General features: G+C 73.1%; 16 protein-coding genes. 12 read left to right on the top strand and 4 right to left on the bottom strand.

The genetic code is table 11. The features are described from left to right. Window positions 1-244: 244 nt before the first annotated feature. The 7 genes from ACQEVC_RS00560 to mutM all read left to right on the top strand — a co-directional run bounded on the left by ACQEVC_RS00560 (window position 245) and on the right by mutM (window position 4,791). Window positions 245-742: a hypothetical protein gene (locus tag ACQEVC_RS00560; RefSeq protein ID WP_107258419.1), complete on the top strand. Its 498-nt coding sequence runs from the start codon at window positions 245-247 to the stop codon at window positions 740-742. Window positions 743-923: 181 nt separating this feature from the next. Beyond that, complete coding sequence (locus tag ACQEVC_RS00555; RefSeq protein WP_318395407.1) at window positions 924-1,487, top strand: YceD family protein; 564 nt, start codon at window positions 924-926, stop codon at window positions 1,485-1,487. Window positions 1,488-1,495: 8 nt separating this feature from the next. Further along, complete coding sequence (rpmF, locus tag ACQEVC_RS00550) at window positions 1,496-1,669, top strand: 50S ribosomal protein L32 (RefSeq protein ID WP_089254967.1); 174 nt, start codon at window positions 1,496-1,498, stop codon at window positions 1,667-1,669. Window positions 1,670-1,786: 117 nt separating this feature from the next. Then, window positions 1,787-2,764 carry a phosphate acyltransferase PlsX gene (locus ACQEVC_RS00545; protein WP_432872263.1) on the top strand — a complete coding sequence of 326 codons (978 nt, stop codon included), beginning with the start codon at window positions 1,787-1,789 and terminating at the stop codon, window positions 2,762-2,764. A 69-nt stretch (window positions 2,765-2,833) separates the two neighbouring features. Then, complete coding sequence (locus ACQEVC_RS00540; protein ID WP_432872261.1) at window positions 2,834-2,983, top strand: hypothetical protein; 150 nt, start codon at window positions 2,834-2,836, stop codon at window positions 2,981-2,983. After that, on the top strand, window positions 2,980-3,891 hold the full coding sequence (rnc, locus tag ACQEVC_RS00535) for a ribonuclease III (protein WP_432872259.1): 912 nt from the start codon (window positions 2,980-2,982) through the stop codon (window positions 3,889-3,891). Before ACQEVC_RS00540 ends, rnc begins: the two co-directional genes overlap by 4 nt. A 36-nt stretch (window positions 3,892-3,927) precedes the next feature. Continuing rightward, a complete protein-coding gene (gene mutM, locus ACQEVC_RS00530; RefSeq protein WP_432872257.1) occupies window positions 3,928-4,791 on the top strand; it encodes a bifunctional DNA-formamidopyrimidine glycosylase/DNA-(apurinic or apyrimidinic site) lyase in 864 nt (287 codons plus the stop codon). A gap of 5 nt (window positions 4,792-4,796) precedes the next feature. Here the strand turns inward: mutM and ACQEVC_RS00525 are convergent, their stop codons facing one another. Together ACQEVC_RS00525 and ACQEVC_RS00520 are read right to left on the bottom strand one after the other, a co-directional pair. Next, window positions 4,797-5,621, bottom strand: coding sequence for an endo alpha-1,4 polygalactosaminidase (locus ACQEVC_RS00525; protein ID WP_432872255.1), 825 nt, complete (start codon window positions 5,619-5,621; stop codon window positions 4,797-4,799). 319 nt (window positions 5,622-5,940) lie between these two features. Then, window positions 5,941-7,182, bottom strand: a complete 1,242-nt coding sequence (locus tag ACQEVC_RS00520) for a CAP domain-containing protein (protein WP_432872253.1) — start codon at window positions 7,180-7,182, stop codon at window positions 5,941-5,943. A 415-nt stretch (window positions 7,183-7,597) separates the two neighbouring features. Here ACQEVC_RS00520 and ACQEVC_RS00515 point away from each other — a divergent pair, with 415 nt between their 5' ends. The 3 genes from ACQEVC_RS00515 to ACQEVC_RS00505 all read left to right on the top strand — a co-directional run bounded on the left by ACQEVC_RS00515 (window position 7,598) and on the right by ACQEVC_RS00505 (window position 12,462). Further along, complete coding sequence (locus ACQEVC_RS00515; RefSeq protein WP_101370286.1) at window positions 7,598-7,792, top strand: hypothetical protein; 195 nt, start codon at window positions 7,598-7,600, stop codon at window positions 7,790-7,792. Window positions 7,793-8,259: 467 nt separating this feature from the next. Continuing rightward, window positions 8,260-11,838: a chromosome segregation protein SMC gene (smc, locus tag ACQEVC_RS00510; RefSeq protein ID WP_432872251.1), complete on the top strand. Its 3,579-nt coding sequence runs from the start codon at window positions 8,260-8,262 to the stop codon at window positions 11,836-11,838. Further along, window positions 11,839-12,462 carry an HAD family hydrolase gene (locus ACQEVC_RS00505; protein WP_432872249.1) on the top strand — a complete coding sequence of 208 codons (624 nt, stop codon included), beginning with the start codon at window positions 11,839-11,841 and terminating at the stop codon, window positions 12,460-12,462. Window positions 12,463-12,531: 69 nt separating this feature from the next. On the opposite strand, the gene ACQEVC_RS00500 is transcribed toward ACQEVC_RS00505, so the two are convergent. Beyond that, complete coding sequence (locus ACQEVC_RS00500) at window positions 12,532-13,050, bottom strand: DinB family protein (protein WP_432872247.1); 519 nt, start codon at window positions 13,048-13,050, stop codon at window positions 12,532-12,534. Between the two features lie 137 nt (window positions 13,051-13,187). Between ACQEVC_RS00500 and ACQEVC_RS00495 the strand changes: the two genes are divergently transcribed. Beyond that, window positions 13,188-14,392 (top strand): IS3 family transposase gene (locus tag ACQEVC_RS00495; RefSeq protein WP_432872245.1). Its coding sequence is split into 2 segments (ribosomal slippage): window positions 13,188-13,479 and window positions 13,479-14,392, totalling 1,206 coding nucleotides; the frame shifts between segments, so codons are not numbered across the junction. 209 nt (window positions 14,393-14,601) lie between these two features. Here ACQEVC_RS00495 and ACQEVC_RS00490 read toward each other — a convergent pair. Continuing rightward, window positions 14,602-16,365: an alkaline phosphatase D family protein gene (locus tag ACQEVC_RS00490; RefSeq protein WP_432872243.1), complete on the bottom strand. Its 1,764-nt coding sequence runs from the start codon at window positions 16,363-16,365 to the stop codon at window positions 14,602-14,604. Window positions 16,366-16,525: 160 nt separating this feature from the next. Between ACQEVC_RS00490 and ftsY the strand changes: the two genes are divergently transcribed. Further along, window positions 16,526-17,725 (top strand): signal recognition particle-docking protein FtsY, encoded by a 1,200-nt coding sequence (gene ftsY, locus ACQEVC_RS00485; RefSeq protein WP_346256276.1) that lies wholly within the window; start codon window positions 16,526-16,528, stop codon window positions 17,723-17,725. Window positions 17,726-17,797: the final 72 nt, after the last annotated feature.

Raw genomic sequence — 17,797 nt, 5'->3', positions numbered from 1 at the left:
GACCGGCTCCTGACCGACCGGCTCCGGTCGGCCCGCGCCGGTCCCGGACGCCGGCCGGCGCCGGCCGGACCACCGAAATCGGTGACAGCCGCCACTCCGGCCCAGGTCCGTGCCCCTGCGACGCGCCGGTCCCGGGTCGATCGCCGGTCGGGTACGGGTCGCACCGCATCATTGGTTGAGCAGTAACCCGGTCCGACACCCCATCATGTATGTCGACCGAAGCAACGACGGGAGTGAGGTACCGGTGGACCCGCTCGATCGCATAGACGAGATCATCGGCATGGTGGAGACGGCGCGATCCGTCCCGATGTCCCGCAACAACGCCATGGTCGACCGCGCCGAGATGATCGGTGCCCTTGAGGAACTGCGCGTCGAGCTGCCTGTCGAACTGCGCCGGGCGGCGGCGCTGCTGGAAGAGCGCGACAAGATCATGGACGCCGGCAAGCGGGAGGCGGACCGGATCATCAGCGAGGGCGAGGCGGAGCACGCCCGGCTGGTCTCGGTCAACGAGATCACCGTCTCCGCCGAGCACGAGGGCGCCCGGATCATCGCGGAGGCCCGGGCCGAGGCCCAGCGGCTCCGCGAGGAGGTCGACGACTACGTCGACACCGCGCTGGCCAACTTCGAGCAGTTCCTGACCCGGGCGCTCGCCTCCATCGAGCGCGGGCGGGACAAGATGCACGCGCTGCGCGAGATCGGCACGTTCGTGGGGGAGGAGAACGAGCGCCCGCTGCCGTTCTGAGCGTACTGTCCGGTCTGAGCGCGCTGTCCGGGTCGCCGACCGTTCCGACGGGCGGCGATCCGGGTCGCCGCCCGGGGTGGACCGGTGTCCGTCGAGGCCCGGCCGGCTCGCCCCGGTTCGACGCTAAGCCGCCTGCTCAGGTAACCTGTTTCGTCGGCCTCACACAGGCCGGAGTCTGACTATGCCCAAGCATCTGCCGACCCATCTCAACCCCAGGTCGCCGCTGGTCCTCGACACGAGGGAGCTGCCGCGCCGACCTGGAGTGTTGCGTACGGTCAGTCGGACGGCGGCGGCACCGGCGGACCTCGGCGTGGAGCTGATCGGCGTGCCGGAGGGCGCGGACCTGAGCCTCGACCTGAGGCTCGAGTCGGTGTCCGAGGGCGTACTCGTCTCGGGGACCGTCACCGGTCCGATCGAGGGGGAGTGCGGCCGCTGCCTGCGCCCGATCACGGACTCGCTGGTCGTCCCGATCCAGGAGCTGTACGCCTACGAGCACAGCACCACGGACGAGACGACCGACGAGGACGAGGTGGGCCGGATGCAGGGCGACCTGATCGACCTGGAACCGGCACTGCGGGACGCGGTGGTGCTCGCACTGCCGACCAACCCGGTGTGCCGGGAGGACTGCCCAGGACTGTGCCCCGAGTGCGGGGTGCATTGGGACGAACTGCCGGCTGAGCACAGCCACCAGCAGGTCGACCCGCGCTGGGCGGGCCTGTCGCAACTGACCCGTCAAGAGGAGTAGGAAGAACCGTGGCCGTCCCCAAGCGCAAGATGTCGCGCAGCAACACCCGGTCCCGCCGGGCGCAGTGGAAGACCACGGCGGTCGCGACCGTGGCCTGCCCGCAGTGCAAGTCGCCGAAGCTGCCGCACGCGGCCTGCAGCGTCTGCGGCACCTACAACGGCCGCCAGGTCATCGAGGTCTGACCTCCTGGACACCGAGTGACGCCACCGACCTCCGGTCGGACGGCGCACCCGCCCTGGCGACTGCCCGGTGCACCGGCTCCCGCCGACGCCGACCGACCTTGGACGGCCGGCGTACCCGTGGAGCCGGGCACCGTGCGGATCGCCGTCGACCTCCTCGGCGGGGACGAAGCTCCCGCCGTCGTGGTTGACGGCGCTCTGCGGGCGTTCCGCGCTGATCCCGACCTGCGTCTTCTGCTCGTCGGCCCCGTCGAGGTGGCCGACGGGCTGATCGCCGTGCTCCGTCCGGCCGAGCGGGACCGGGTCGCCGTGCGGCCGGCCCGCGACGTGGTCGCGATGAACGGGGATCCGGCCGCGATCGTCCGCTCCGACAACACCATCCAGGCCGCGGTGGCGGCCGTGGTCGAGGGCGCGGCCGACGCGGTGGTCTCGGCCGGCGCGACCGGCGCGACCGTCACCGCCGCCGTGCTCGGCTTCGGCCGCTGGCCCGGCGTACGCCGACCGGCACTGGTCGCCACCCTGCCCGCCCTGGACGGCCCGGTGGTACTCCTCGACGTCGGCGGCTCCCTGGAGGCCCGACCGGGCACCCTGGCCCGGCACGCCGTACTCGGTGCGGCCTACGCGGCGGTCACCCACGGGGTGTCACGGCCCCGGGTCGGGCTGCTCTCGATCGGTACCGAGCCGGGCAAGGGCGACCGGATCCGCCGGGCCGCCGACCCGGCGCTGGCCGAGCAGGATCTGCCGGCCGGCGCCCGCTACGTGGGCCTGGTCGAGGGGTACGACGTGGCGCTCGGCAACCGGGCCGACGTCGTCGTCACCGACGGGTTCACCGGAAACGTCCTGCTGAAGGGGATCGAGGGCGCGTACGCGATGGCCGGCGGCCCGCCTGCCGGCGGCGGCCCGCCACGCGCCGCCACCCTGCTCGGGGTGGCGGGTGCCGTGGTGGTCTGCCACGGTGCGGCCCGGGACGACGACGTCGCGTCGGGCATCGCGCTCGCCGCCCACCTGCACCGCCGCCGGACCATCCCGGCGGTCTCCGCGCTGCTCGCCGAGTCCATCGAGGCCGGTCGGGCCACCGGCACCGGGGTGACGGCATGAGCGAGCGCAGCGAGCGAATCAGCCAGCTCGGTGCGGATAGGCCTCGTGGCGGCGAAGCGGAGTGCCGGCATGAGTGAACACACCAGCCAGCTCGGCGCCCGGTCCCGGCACGTCCACCACAGGGGCGGCGGAGATGGCGTGGGCGAGCGCAACGAGCGAATCGGCCAGCCCAACTGCCCGGGTCGGGGCGGCGGCCGGCGAAGCGAGGAGACGGCATGACCAAGGACAAGCGGCGGCGACCGCCGACCACGCACCTGGAGGCGGCGTTCGGGGTCGCCCTGGACCCGGACCTGCTGGAGCGGGCCCTCACACACCGGTCGTTCGCGTACGAGAACGGTGGCCTGCCGACCAACGAGCGGCTGGAGTTCCTCGGCGACTCGGTGCTGGGTGTGGTGATCACCACCGCGTTGTTCCACAACCATCCGGACCTGCCCGAGGGGCAGTTGGCGAAGCTGCGGGCCAGCGTGGTCAACATGCGGGCGCTGGCCGACGTCGCCCGGCGGCTCGGCCCGGACGGACTCGGGCCGTACCTGCTGCTGGGCAAGGGCGAGGAGAGCACCGGCGGGCGGGACAAGGCGAGCATCCTCGCCGACACCCTGGAGGCGCTGCTCGGCGCGATCTACCTCCAGTACGGCCTGGACACCGTCGCCATCGTGATCCACCGGCTCTTCGACCCGCTGATGGCGGAGTCGGCCGGCCGGGGGGCCGCGCTGGACTGGAAGACCAGCCTCCAGGAGTTGACCGCCGCGCTCGGGCTGGGCGTACCGGAGTACCGGATCGACGAGGCCGGGCCCGACCACGCCAAGACCTTCACCGCCTGGGTGGTGGTGGCCGGCCGGAAATACGGCGGTGCCGACGGCCGGAGCAAGAAGGAGGCCGAGCAGCGGGCCGCCGAGGCCGCCTGGCGGACCCTCTCCGAGCAGCAGAACGAGCCGGCCGCCGCCGAGCCGGCCGCCGCCGAGCCGGCCGCCGCCGAGCCGGCACCGGACGGCAGCGGACCGGCATCCGACGGCACCGGTCCGGTCGCCGAACCGGCCGCCGGACGGCCGGTCGTCGCGGCCTCCGGCGGGCTGGTCGACGCCGACCGTGGCAACCTGGGTACGGCCGGCGACGCCGTCCCGAACTGAACGAAGGTCGCCGTCCGAACCGAACGAAGGTGGTACATGCCTGAGCTGCCCGAGGTGGAGACGGTCCGGGAAGGGCTGTCCCGCTGGGTGACGAGTCGGCGGATCGCGGCCGTCGAGGTACGCCATCCGCGCGCCGTACGCCGGCACCTGCCCGGCGCCGAGCACTTCGCCGCGGTACTCGCCGGACGGACGATCCTGGACGCCCGCCGTCGCGGCAAATACCTGTGGCTGCCACTGGACAGTGGTGACGCGATCGTCGGACACCTCGGCATGTCCGGGCAACTGCTGGTCCGGCCGACCGAGGCAGTCGACGAGACCCATCTGCGGATCCGGTTCACCTTCGACGACGGCGGTACCGACCTGCGCTTCGTCGACCAGCGCACCTTCGGCGGCCTGGCGGTCTCGGAGGGCGGCGCGACCCTGCCGGCCGAGATCGCGCACATCGCCCGGGACCCGATGGACCCGGAGTTCTCCGACACCGACTTCGTGGCCGCGACCCGGCGGCGGCGTACCGAGGTCAAGCGGGCGCTGCTGGACCAGACCCTGATCTCCGGGGTCGGCAACATCTATGCCGACGAGGCACTGTGGCGGGCCCGGCTGCACGGTGCCCGGCCGACGGAAACGCTCACCGGGCCGGCGGTCACCCGACTGCTCGGCCACGTCCGGGACGTGCTCGGCGAGGCGATCAAAGAGGGCGGCACCAGCTTCGACGCGCTCTACGTCAACGTCAACGGCGAGAGCGGCTACTTCGACCGGGAACTGAACGTGTACGGCCGGGAGGGCCTGCCCTGCCGGCGCTGCGGCACGCCGATCCGCCGCGAGGCGTTCATGAACCGGTCGTCGTTCAGTTGTCCCCGCTGCCAGCCCCGCCCCCGCACGGCGGCGCGGCCGACCCGCTGAGGCGGTCAGGGCGGGCAGACGTCCCGGCGTACCCCGAGGTCCCGGTCCTTGCGGATCGAGGCGAGGCCGTAGCCGACCGAGGTGGTGCAGAAGTCTGCGGTCGACCCCTGGTACTCGACGTGGAACACCGGCTTCCCGGCCTGGGTGAACGGCACCAGCCGGGCGCACTCGGTACGCCGGACGCACTCCTCGTTGACCGCGAAGTCGAAGTACGGCTCCAGCGCCAGCACCTGGTCGATGTCGCCCGCGAGCCCGGGGGCGAGTTGCGCCTGCCGGGCCAGCTCGGCGACGCGCCGGTTGAAGGCGAGCTGGTCGTCGAAGGTCAGCGGAAAGCCGGACCGGTGCGTGTAGCCGTCCATCCCGACCGGCAGTACCGCGACGAACCTCTTGCCCCGGCAGAGCCGGAACCGGTCGGCGAGTACCGGTTCGAGCACCGACCACTGCCGGATGTCCAGCCACCGGCCGCGCGGCGTACCCGACGGCTGGCCGGGCACCCGGGCCGGCGCACCGAGTACGCCGGCCGGAAACCGTGCCGCGTCGGGGCGGGACTCCTGGTAGATCCCGGCCTCGACGTGGCAGACCAGACGCCGCCCGTCCGCCCGTAGCCGTCGGGCGGTCTCCAGCGATATCAGGAAGCCGTCGAGCACGTACACCTCGGCGTCGACGGTCGGATCGAGTTGACCGCTGACCTGCCACTGCCAGCTCGGCGTCGGGCCGCCCGGCCACGGTGGCACCGGAGCGGAACGGTCCGGCAGGAGGCGACACCCCTGGGTCGGCAGCAGCAGCGCGACCGCGAGGACCAGCCCGGCCGCCCGGCGTATCCCGGACATTCATCCAGCAGCGCTGAGCACGGCTGCGCACCCCCTCGTACCGGCCAACGAGTCAGCCGGTACGTCGGGCACGGCGGCCGGGGAGGTGCCGCCGGAGCCGCAGTTCAGTCGGCCGGGCCGGACGGGCCAGCCAGGCGACCGGGCCGAACAGCGCGGGCGGGAACGGCGCCCCAAAGAAACCGGTCAGCCGATCCGGCCGAGGGCGGCAACCGATCCGGGCGAGAGGATCCGCCGATCCGGGCGAGGGGGCCATCCGACCGACCCGGGCGAGAGGGGCCGCCGATCCGGGCAAGGGGGCAACCGACCCCGGGCGAGAGGGTCAGGCGACCGCGCCGAACACCTGGGTCCAGTAGAGCCGGCCGTCGGCCCCGGTGGCCACCCCGACTCCCATCGCCCTGGCGTCGCAGTTGAGGATGTTGGCCCGGTGTCCGGAGCTGTTCATCCAGCCGTCCATCACGGCGGCGGCGTTCTCGTAGCCCATGGCGACGTTCTCACCGATCGGCCGGTCGTAGCCGGCCCGCCGGGCCCGTTCCACGAAGTCGCTGCCGTCGCTGCCGGTGTGCGACATGTTGGTGTGCTCGCCCTGGTCCTGGCTGTGCAGCCGGGCCGCCTCGGCCAGGTCGCTGTTGACCACCACGGCGGCGCACCCGTTGGCGGCGCGCTCCCGGTTGACGATCGCGAGTACCTGCGCCTCCTGGCTGCTCCCCGCCGCGCTGCCCCCGGATCCCGACCGGGCCGGCGTACGCCGCGCTGCCGGGCTGCTCGTCCGCGGCGACTTCGGCGCGGTGGTGGTGGCCTTGGGCTTCGGGGCCGGCCGGGTGGCGGTCGTGGTCGGCGTCGGGGTGGCGGTCTGCTCGGCGGTCCCGCTCGGCTCCGGCGTCGCCGGATCCGTGGCCTGCTCGGGGCCGGCCGCCTCGACGGCCGGCTGGCCCTCACGGCTGCCGGCCGGCGCGTCGGCGAGGCTCGGCGGCAGCAGGGCCGCACCGACGCCGAAGAGGCCGAGCAGCGCGGTCACCGCGATGCCCAGGCCGACCGGGCCACGTAGCGGAGTGGGCCGGCGGTGCCGGCCGGATCCGCTCCGGTCGGAAGGGCCGGCGTCCGTCCGGCGGTCGCCGGACGGTACCCGGCGGGCCGGGACGCCGCCGGGGTCCCGGCCCAGCGCGAACGCGCCGAGGTCGGTCGGCTCGTCCGACCAGCCTGCTCCGGTCCGCCGTCCGGTCCTGGCGGGCTCGTCCTGCCAGCCGCCGTCGGGGTACTGCCGGTGGTGGTCGGGCTCATCCGACCAGTCCGGATCGGGACGCTGGTCCGGCAGGTCCAGGTCCGGATGCCGGTCCGGCAAGCCCGGGTCGGGACGGTTGACCGACCAGGCGGGCTCGGTGCGCTGGTCCGACCGGTCCGGGTCGGGACGGTGGTGCGGGTCCGCCGTGCCGGGATGTCGGGACGAGCGGGACAGATCATCCGGATGACCGGCGCGGACGGCCGGGTAGGCAGCACCGTTGTCGGGTCGGCCGGGCCAGTCCCCGCCGTCCTCCCAGTCGGTCTGCTCGTTCCACCCCTGCACGCCGTGCCTCCATTGCTTCCGGACCTCGGTATTGCCTGGTCGCTGACCGTGCGGACGCTACGCGGGCCCGTCAGCCAGGGGCAACGTGGCTAAGGAAGATATAAGGGGGGACCCGCCGGCGGGATTGTGCGGTTGGCCAGGGGCGACGCCGATCCGGACATCGACGGCGGATAGACTCCGGTGGTCCGGACAGCGACCTGGTTCGTGCCCGCGCGGCAAGCCCTCGGCGATCGAGTGGTTGATGGCACAGGTGGCCTATGTCCCGGTGAACTTGACTCAGCCGGGACATCGGCACACTATGTAAGTGTCGCCAGTCGCGCCCGACCATGCCCGCGTATGCCTGCGGGCGGGTAGTCGCGTACGAGTTGGGCGCGCGTTGGCCGGCCTTTCCGGCAGCGCATTACAAGGAGACGATATGGCGAAGGCCCTCTACGGCCACGTTGGTGCGGCGCCCGACCGGCGCCTCCTCGACGAGGTCACCCGACTGCGTGCCAGGGTTCAGGCACTGGAGTTCGAGACGACGCGGTTGCGTGCCGAGAACGATCGGCTCGCGGCGGCGGTCGCCGAGGCAGACGACCTGCTGCGGCTGGCCGAGCCCGCACTGACCTGAGCTCCGGGCGTCGGGCAACCGGCGCCCCGCCTGACAACTGAATCGCACCAGAAAAAGCGCGCCGACACACCTGTGGCGGCGCGCAGTTCTGTTTCCCGGGTACGCCTGCTCCCACGTGCGCCCGTCGCCGGTCCCGTCTCCGTCCGGCGGCAGTACGGCGGCCCGGTCGTGTCCCAACCCGGCGCCGGTGCCGCGAGCCGGAGTAGACCGGGTGGCCGCTGCGCTGCCCCGAGGGTGGTCTCTGCCGATCCGATACGCTGGTCGGGGCGTGCCGCGTCGAGCAGGACGACCGCCTCCGGGTTACCCTGCGGGTTGACCAGGCTCCCACCGCCGGGGGCAAACTCTCCGCCGAGTTCGGGCGCGGCCGAGCGGCTGACGACCCGGTCGGGGCGGTGTCGGACCGGGAGCGGGACGAACCGGGAAGCGCTGAGTCTGCCCGGCGGTCGCGCCGGACGAGGATCGGGAACGTGTATCTCAAGAGCCTGACGGTGAAGGGCTTCAAGTCCTTCGCCTCCAGCACGACCTTCAAGCTGGAGCCGGGGATCACCTGCGTGGTGGGTCCGAACGGCTCGGGCAAGTCGAACGTCGTCGACGCGATCGCCTGGGTGCTCGGTGAGCACAGCGCGAAGGCGCTGCGCGGCGGCAAGATGGAGGACGTGATCTTCGCCGGCACCGCCGGTCGGGCGCCGCTGGGGCGGGCCGAGGTCACCCTGACGATCGACAACACCGACGGCGCGCTGCCGATCGACTACACCGAGGTGTCGATCACCCGCCGGATGTTCCGCTCCGGCGAGAGCGAATACGAGATCAACGGCGACTCCTGCCGGCTCCTCGACATCCAGGAACTCCTCTCCGACTCCGGCATCGGCCGGGAGATGCACGTCATCGTCGGGCAGGGCCAGCTCGACGCCGTACTGCACGCGAAGCCGGAGGACCGGCGGGCCTTCATCGAGGAGGCGGCGGGCGTACTCAAGCATCGCAAGCGCAAGGAGAAGGCCCTGCGCAAACTCGACGCGATGCAGGTCAACCTGAACCGGCTGACCGACCTCACCGCCGAGCTGCGTCGCCAGCTCAAGCCGCTGGGCCGGCAGGCCGAGGTGGCCCGCCGGGCGCAGGGGATCCAGGCCGACCTGCGGGACGCCCGGCTGCGGCTGCTCGCCGACGACCTCGCCACGCTCCGCTCGACGCTGGACAAGGAGATCGCCGACGAGGCCGCCCTGCGGCAGCGGCGCGAGCAGGTCGAACGCGAACACGCCGAGGTGCAGTCCCGGCTCGCCGAGCTGGAGGAGGCGCTCGCCTCCGACGCCCCGCTGCTCGCCCGGGCCCAGGACACCTGGTACCGGCTCTCCGCGCTCACCGAGCGGTTCCGCTCCACCGAGCAGTTGGCCCGGGAGCGGCTGCGGCACCTGAGCACCACCCCGGACGACGAGCGCCCCGGCCGGGACCCGGACCGCCTGGAAGCCGAGGCCGAGGAGGTCCGCGCGCACGAGGAGGAGCTGCGTGCCGCGCTGACCGAGGACCAGATCCGGCTGGCCGAGGCGGTGGAGAACCGCCAGCAGCTCGAACGCCAGCTCGCCGAGGCGGAACGCGCGCTGGTGGCCGCCGCGAAGGCGGTCGCCGACCGGCGCGAGGGGCTGGCCAAGCTGACCGGGCAGGTCAACTCGGCGCGGGCGCGTACCGGGTCGGCGGCCGAGGAGATCGAACGGCTCGCCGCCGCGCACGCCGACGCGCAACTGCGGGCGGAGCAGACCCAGAACGAGTTGGACGCCGTTGCCGAGCAGTCCTCGGAGGCGGACCGGGACAACGCCGAGCTGGACGCCCGGCACGCCGAGGCGGTCGCCGCGCAGGAGGAGGCGGCGGCCCGGGTGCGTACCCTCTCCGACGCCGAACGGGCGGCGGAGAAGGACGCGGCGACCTGGAAGGCCCGGGAAGAGGCGCTGGCGATGGGGCTGCGCCGCAAGGACGGCGCCGGGGCGCTGCTGGCCCGCGCCGACCAGGTGCCGGGGCTGCTCGGCAGCCTGGCGGGGCTGCTGACCGTCGCGCCCGGGCACGAGGCGGCGCTGGCCGCCGCGCTCGGCTCGCTGGCCGACGCGGTCGCGGTCGCCGGGGTGGACGAGGCGGCCGAGGCGATGCGGTGGCTGAAGATCCAGGACGCCGGCCGGGCCGAGCTGCTGGTCGGCGGCCACGCCGGGCCGGGCATGATCGGCTCCCCGGACTCGCTCCGCCCCGCCCTGCCGGACGGTACGCACTGGGCACCCGACCTGGTCGGCTGCCCCGACGAGGTACGCCCGGCGGTGCACCGGGCGCTGCGCGACGTCGTACTGGTCGACACGCTCGAGGCCGCGACCAAGCTGGTGGCCGGCAATCCGGAACTGCGGGCGGTGACCGCCGACGGTGACGTGGTCGGCGGCTACGCGGCGGCCGGCGGCTCGGCCAAGGCGCCGAGCTTCCTGGAGGTGCAGGCCGCGGTCGAGGAGGCTCGGGCCAACCGGCTCACCGCCGAGCAGACCATCGCCGAGCTGCGCGAACAGCTCGGCGAGGCCCGCGAGGAGGTGGCCGAGCGCAAGCAGGAGGTGGCCGCCGCCGCGGCGGTGAAGCGGGACGCGGAGGGGCAGCGCAACGCCGCCGCCCGCCGGCTGGCCGAGCTGGGCGCCGCCGCCCGGTCCGCCAAGGCCGAGATGGACCGGCTCGCCGAGTCGCGGGGCCGCGCCGAGCAGGCCCGGGAGCGGGACCTCGCCGGCCTGGCCGAGCTGGAGGAGCGGCTCCGGCTCGCCGAGGCCACCCCGATCGACGCCGACCCGTCCAGCGAGGAGCGGGACGAGCTGGCGGCGTACCTGCCGCAGGCCCGGCAGAACGAGATGGAGGTCCGGCTGGCGGTGCGTACCGCCGAGGAGCGGGTCGCCTCGATCGCCGGCCGCGCCGACTCGCTGGCCCGGCAGGCCGCCGCCGAGCGGGCCGCCCGGGAGCGGGCGGCCGCCCGACGGGCCGCCCGGGCCCGGGGCGCCGGCATCGCCCGGGCCGTCGAGTTCGGCGCCCGGGAGGCGCTGACCCGGCTCGCGGTGTCGCTGGCCGCGGCCGAGCAGACCCGGGACGAGGTCGCGGCGGCCCGGTCCGCCCGGGAGGCCGAACTCCAGGAGGTACGCGGCGCGGCCAAGCGGCTCGGCGCCGACCTGGAGCGGCTGACCAGCGCGGTGCACCGGGACGAGGTGGCCCGGGCCGAACAACGGCTGCGGATCGAGCAGTTGGAGGCGAAGGCGGCCGAGGACTTCGGGCTGGACGTGGAGACGCTGGTCGCCGAGTACGGCCCGCAGCAGCCGGTACCGCCCAGTCAGGCCGAGATCGCCGCCGCCGAGCGGGACGACCGGCCGGCGCCGGAACCGCTGCCGTTCGAGCGGCCGGTGCAGGAGAAGCGGGCCGCGAAGGCGGAACGCGAGCTGGCCCTGCTCGGCAAGGTCAACCCGCTGGCCCTGGAGGAGTTCGCCGCCCTGGAGGAGCGCTACAAGTTCCTCTCCGAGCAGCTCGAAGACCTCAAGGCGACCCGCAGGGACCTGCTCACCGTGGTCAAGGACGTGGACGACCGGATCCTGGAGGTCTTCGCCAGCGCCTACCACGACACCGCCCGGGAGTTCGAGCAGGTCTTCACGGTGCTCTTCCCCGGCGGTGAGGGGCGGTTGGTGCTCACCGACCCGGAGGACCTGCTCACCACCGGCGTCGAGGTCGAGGCCCGCCCGCCGGGCAAGAAGATCAAGCGGCTGTCGCTGCTCTCCGGTGGCGAGCGCTCGCTGACCGCCGTCGCCATGCTGGTGGCGATCTTCCGGGCCCGGCCCAGCCCGTTCTACATCATGGACGAGGTCGAGGCGGCGCTCGACGACGTCAACCTGGGCCGGCTGATCACCCTGATGGCCCAGTTGCGGGAGAAGAGCCAGCTCATCGTCGTCACCCACCAGAAGCGCACGATGGAGGTGGCCGACGCCTTGTACGGCGTGACCATGCGCAGCGGCGTGACCCAGGTGATCAGCCAGCGGCTCAGCAACGAGGAGGACTGAATGGCCCGGCGGGAACGCCCGAGCGCACTACTGGTGGATCTGGACGGGGTGTTGCGCCGGTGGGACCCGGAGAGCACCGCCGCCGTCGAGCGCCGGTACGGGCTGCCAGCCGGCGCGCTCTACGACACCGCGATGCGGTGGTCGCTGCTGCAACCGGCGGTCACCGGGCAGCTCAGCCACGCCGACTGGCTGGCCGGGATCGCCGACGCGCTCGCCGAGCCGGCCGGTGGGCCGGACCGGGCGCGGGCGGCGGTGCAGGAGTGGCAGGCCGACCGGGGCACGGTGGACCCGGACGTGCTCGGCTTCGTCCGGGAGGTGCGCGCCGCCGGGATCCGGGTCGGGCTGGCCACCAACGCCACCGACCTGCTCGACTCCGATCTGGCGCTGCTCGGCCTGACCGACGAGGTGGACGTGGTGGTCAACTCCTCGAAGCTGGGCGTGCCGAAGCCGTCCAAGGAGTACTTCCAGCAGGCCTGCCTGGCCGTCGGCGCCCCGCCGGCCCAGGTGCTCTTCGTCGACGACTCGGACCGGTCGGTGCGGGGAGCGCGGGTGGCCGGGCTGTCGGCGTACCGGTGGAGCGGGCCGGCGGACCTGCCTTACCTGCGCGCCGCACTGGCCCGCTGACCTGCGGGTGGGCCGAGAAGCTGGCCGCGCCCTCGGCGGGCCGCTGCGCCAGCCGACCGCGTCGGCCGACTACTCGCCGGTGGTGCCGTCGAGGCGTTCCCGGATCAGGTCGGCGTGGCCGTTGTGCCGGGCGTACTCCTCGATCATGTGCAGGTAGACCCAGCGCAGGCTGATGTCCCTGCCACGGTTGCCGGGGAAGGTGTCGTCCAGGTCACGGCCGGCGACGGCCTGGCGGGCAAGTTCGATCTCGTCTCGGAGGGTGGCGAGGTCGGTCGCCGGGTCCGCGTCGGCGATGCCTTCGAGGTCGCGGTCGGGCTGTTCCGGGGTGTAGTAGAGCCACGGTACGTCGAGCCGGGCGAACTGCTGGCGGAACCAGTACCGCTCGTTGTCGGCGCAGTGCCGGATCAGGCCGAGCAGGGTCAGCCCGGAGGGTTCGACGCTGGCGGTGCGGAGCTGGTCGGCGGTCAGCCCGGCACACTTGGTGAGCAGGGTCTGCCGGTGGAAGTCGAGCCAGCCGTCGAGCATGGTGCGCTCGTCCGCGACCACGGGTGCGCGGTGCCGGTCGATGGCGGGGGCGGTCCAGGTCATCGGCACATGATCGCATGATCACCCGCCCCGCCGGCCCGCCACCCGTGGCTCAGCCCCACGGTGGGAGTTGCTCCCTGATCTTGGACACTTGAGACTGGGATCGTGATGGTCCTGGTGGACAGGAGTCCTGGAACACGATGGTGAACAAGCACTACCCGGCCCAGTTCAAGGCGGATGCGGTGGCGTTGTACCGGTCTCGGCCGGGCGCGACGATCGCGCAGATCGCTGATGACCTCGGGGTCAACCGGGAGACATTGCGTAGCTGGGTGCGTGCCGACGATCAGCAGCGCGAGACCGGCCGGCCGCCGGGGGTGTCGGCGTCGGGGCGGAAGCCGGCTTCGGTCGAGGATGAGAATGCCGAACTGCGACGGCGGGTCCGCGAGCTTGAGGAAGAGCGGGATATTCTGCGCAAGGCGGCCCGGTATTTCGCCGGGGAGACGCGCTGGTGAACCGCTTCCAGTTCGTCGCCGATCACCAGCAGCGCTACGGCGTGAAGCGGTTGTGCCAGGTCCTGGGTGTGGCCCGGTCGAGTTTCTACTACTGGCGGTCGACCGAGGCCGACCGTGCCGCTCGCGACGCCGCCGACCGCGCGCTTGCCGGACAGATCAAGACCGTGCATGCCGCGTTCGACGGCACCTACGGAGCGCCGCGGATCACCGCCGAACTCCGTGACAGGGGCATGCGGGTCAACCGCAAGCGGGTAGCCCGGGTGATGCGCCGCTTCGGCGTACGAGGACTTCGGCTGCGCCGGCGCACCCGGACCACGATCGCGGATCCGGCCGCGGCGAAGGCCCCGGATCTGATCGGTCGGGATTTCACCGCTCCGGCGGCGAATCGCCGCTACGTCGGCGACATCACCTATCTGCCGGTCGGTGACCGCGGATTTCTCTATCTGGCCACCGTCATCGATCTGCATTCGCGCCGCCTGGTCGGGTGGGCGATCGCCGACCATATGCGCACGGAGTTGGTCCTCGACGCCCTCAACGCCGCCCAGCGCACCCGGGCAAGCCTCGACGGAGCGATTCTGCACACCGACCACGGTGGGCAATACACGTCTCGGGCCTTCGCCGCCGCCTGCGCCGCGGCCGGCGTCCGGCAGTCGATGAGCGCGGTCGGCAGCTCGGCCGACAACGCTGCCGCCGAATCGTTCAACGCCACCTTCAAACGCGAGACCCTGCAAGGCCGCCGCGCCTTTACCAACGAGCACGAAGCCCGCCTCGCCTCGTTCCGCTGGCTCCACCGCTACAACACCGTCCGACGGCACTCCCGCCTCGGACACCGATCCCCGATCGCCTACGAAAACACCGCAGCCACAATCGATATGCTGGCCCCAGCCGCATAACCCCCGTGTCCAAGATCAGGGGTCAAGCCCCGGTCTTATGGGTCAAGATTCTTGGCGAGTTATGGCATGCAGCGAACCACAATTCGCCAAGAATCACGGGTCGCGTTCTCGTGTGGGGTGAGGAGTAGTTGGTTTTGGGTGGTTTGTGGTAGCTCTTGTGATCGACTCGTCGGCGGTCAGCGCTACCGGGACTCGTCGGGGTGCGGCGGTCAGCGGGTGAGGGTGCGCCGGGCGACGGTGCGCAGGGTGCCGTCCGGCGCGGTGCCCTCGATGGTCACCTCGGCGGAGCGGCTCTCGTGCCGGAGTGTGCTGACCGCGTTGCCGAAGTAGGGCCCGTCCAGCTTGCGCCAGCGCACCGGCGGCCGCCGGACCCCCGCCGCCCGGGCCAGCGCCCGGGCCAGCACCGACGGGCCGCGCCACCAGCCGAGCCGGAGCAGCGGCCGCATCGGCACCGGGATCTGGTTGTGGATCGGCGAGCAGGTCAACTGGTGCACCGGAGTGGCGGTCGGCCCGCCGGGGAACCGGGCCCGGGCCACGTACGAGTGGTGCACGTCGCCGGAGAGCACGCTGATCGACGCCGGTGCCGGGTACGCCGGCCCAGCACCGACCCGGTCGCCCGGCTCTCCGGCGGACCCGCTGCCGAGCCGGACGAAGACCTGGGCGAGCGCGTCGAACGACCGGCGGAACGCCGCCCAGTGCTCCAGGTCGAACGCCCGGCGCAACCGTTCGGCGAACGCCGCCACCCGGGGCCGGTCCGAGTCGGCCAGCCGCTCGTTCCAGGACTCCAGGTGGTGGATGCCGGGCGGCAGCAGCCAGGGCAGCGACGACCCGACCACCAGGTGGTCGTACCCGCCGTGCACCTGGTCGGTGAACCAGGACCATTCGGCCGGCGGCAGCATCGCCCGGTGTGTCCGGTCGAGTACCCGGCTGCACCGGTTGTCCAGCACCACCAGCCGGGTACGGCCGACGTCGAGCGAGTAGCTCCACTGGTAGCGGCCGGGCGGGGCGGCCTCGGCCGGCGACTCGCCCCGGCCCAGCGCGGCGTCGTAGCCGGTCGCCTCGGCGTCGACCCGCGCGCCGAACTCGCGCAGCACCGAGGTCGCGTCCTCGGCGGCGACGACCTTGGCATAGACCGGGTCGGCGGCGATCTCGTCCGGTTCGAGGTTGCCCAGGTGCTGGTAGACCCAGTACGACGCGAGCCCGCTGGAGATCCGTTCCGGCCACCAGGGCTGGCGGTGCGTCTCGGTCCGCCACGGCGCCGAGGTGTTCCAGTCGTCGATGATCTCGTGGTCGTCGAAGATCATCACGCTCGGTACGGTCGAGAGCAGCCAGCGGATCTCCGGATCCCGCCACGACTCCAGATAGAGCTTGGTGTACTCGTCGAAGCTCACCACCTGGTCGGCCGGGGCACCGGCACTCCGGTCGCGCCGGCGGCGCAGCAGCTTGCGTACCGTCGGAGAGGTCTGGTCGGCGTAGACCTGGTCGCCGAGCAGCACCAGCAGGTCCGGCCAGCCGTCGGCGGCGTCCGCGGGCCCGCCGCGCTCGCCCGGCCGCCCGGCGCCGACCGAGGCCATCAACCGCCGGGAGTACGCGTCCAGCGCGTCCGGCGGCAGTTTCCGGGCGGTGGCGTGCTGGGTGGTCTCCCGGCAGGAGCCGAAGACCAGCCGCGCCCCGAGGTCGCCGGCCGGGCGGGTCCGGATCACGCTCGGCGGGAACTTCCCCCCGGGCTCCGGCCAGACCTGCTCGCCGTCCAGGAAGACGTGGTAGGGCGCGGCCGTACCCGGGGTCAGCCCGGTCACCACGACCAGCGCGTAGTGGTGGTCGAAGGCGGTGAAGGTGGGCGCCTCGCCACCCGCGCCGTCCGGCGTCTCGACCCGGACCAGGGCCGGCCCGCTGGTCTCCACCCAGACGGTCGCGCTGGAGCCGACCACCCGGCGCAGGACCGGGCCGATCAGGAGCCGGGCGGTGGGCATGGACGACCTCCGAGCGAGGTGAGGGGGTGGTGGACAGGTTTTCCTACCCGGTTGCCCGCAGTGCTTACCGGAGCTTCGCGGCGAGCCTACTCGGCTGTAACACCCCGGCACAGGTGCGGCGGCTGCGCCAAGCCGTCCGGCGTCTGACAGGATCGCCCGTATGGACAACCTCCTCGTCATGGTGGTCGTGGCCGCCGTGCTGGTGCTCCTGCTGGTGGGCCTGGCGGTCGGTCTGGTGGTGACCCGCCGGGGCGGCCGGGCCGCCCCGCCGCTGCCGCCGATCCCGCCAGCCCCACCGGTGCCGCCGGTGCCGCCCAGCCCCACGGCGGCACCGCCGACGGACGTGCTGACCCCGCCCGTCGAGGCGCCGCCGGCACCGACCGAGGTCGAGGCGCCGGTGGTGGTGGAGCGGCCGGAGCCGACCGCCGGCCGGATGGTCCGGCTGCGGGCCCGGCTCTCCCGGTCGCAGAACGTCTTCGGCAAGGGTCTGCTCAGCCTGCTCGCCCGGGACCATCTCGACGAGGAGGTCTGGGAGGAGATCGAGGACAGCCTGATCGGCGCGGACGTCGGGGTGGAGGCGACCCGCGAGATCGTCGACCGGCTGCGGGAGCGGACCGCCGTACTCGGTACCCGTACCGCGACCGAGCTGCGGGCGCTGCTCGCCGCCGAGCTGGTGGGCGTACTGGACCCGACGCTGGACCGGTCGCTGCGGGCGACCCGGGACGGCGGCACCCCGGCGGTGCTGCTGGTGGTCGGGGTCAACGGCGCAGGCAAGACCACCACCTGCGGCAAGGTGGCCCGGGTGCTGATCGCGGACGGCCGTACGGTGCTGCTCGGCGCCGCCGACACGTTCCGGGCGGCCGCCGCCGAGCAGCTCACCACCTGGGCCGGCCGGGTCGGCGCCGAGGTGGTCCGGGGCCCGGAGGGGGCCGACCCGGCCAGCGTCGCCTTCGACGCGGTGCAGCGCGGCATCGAGGCGTCCGTCGACACCGTGCTGATCGACACCGCCGGCCGGTTGCAGAACAAGGTCGGCCTGATGGACGAGCTGGGCAAGATCAAGCGGGTGGTCTCCCGGCACGGTCCGGTGGACGAGACCCTGCTGGTGCTGGACGCCACCACCGGGCAGAACGGCCTGGAGCAGGCCCGGGTCTTCACCGAGGTGGTGGACGTGACCGGCGTGGTACTGACCAAGCTCGACGGCACCGCCAAGGGGGGCATCGTGATCGCGGTGCAGCGCAAGCTCGGCATCCCGGTCAAGCTGGTGGGGCTGGGCGAGGGGCCGGACGATCTCGCGCCCTTCGATCCGGCGCAGTTCGTCGACGCGCTCCTCGGCACCGAGCCGCTTGGCGTGGACGCGTAATCTCGGGGGACTGTTTCGTTAACCCCGCCCCGTCCCCGGGCGCGGGCCTGGTGACGCTGTTCCAGCGCCGCT

The sequence above is a fragment of the Plantactinospora sp. CA-294935 genome, assembly GCF_050936445.1.
Classification (GTDB): domain Bacteria; phylum Actinomycetota; class Actinomycetes; order Mycobacteriales; family Micromonosporaceae; genus Plantactinospora.
Note: the sequence above shows the minus strand (reverse complement) of the source record. Positions and strands in the feature narration are given on the sequence as shown.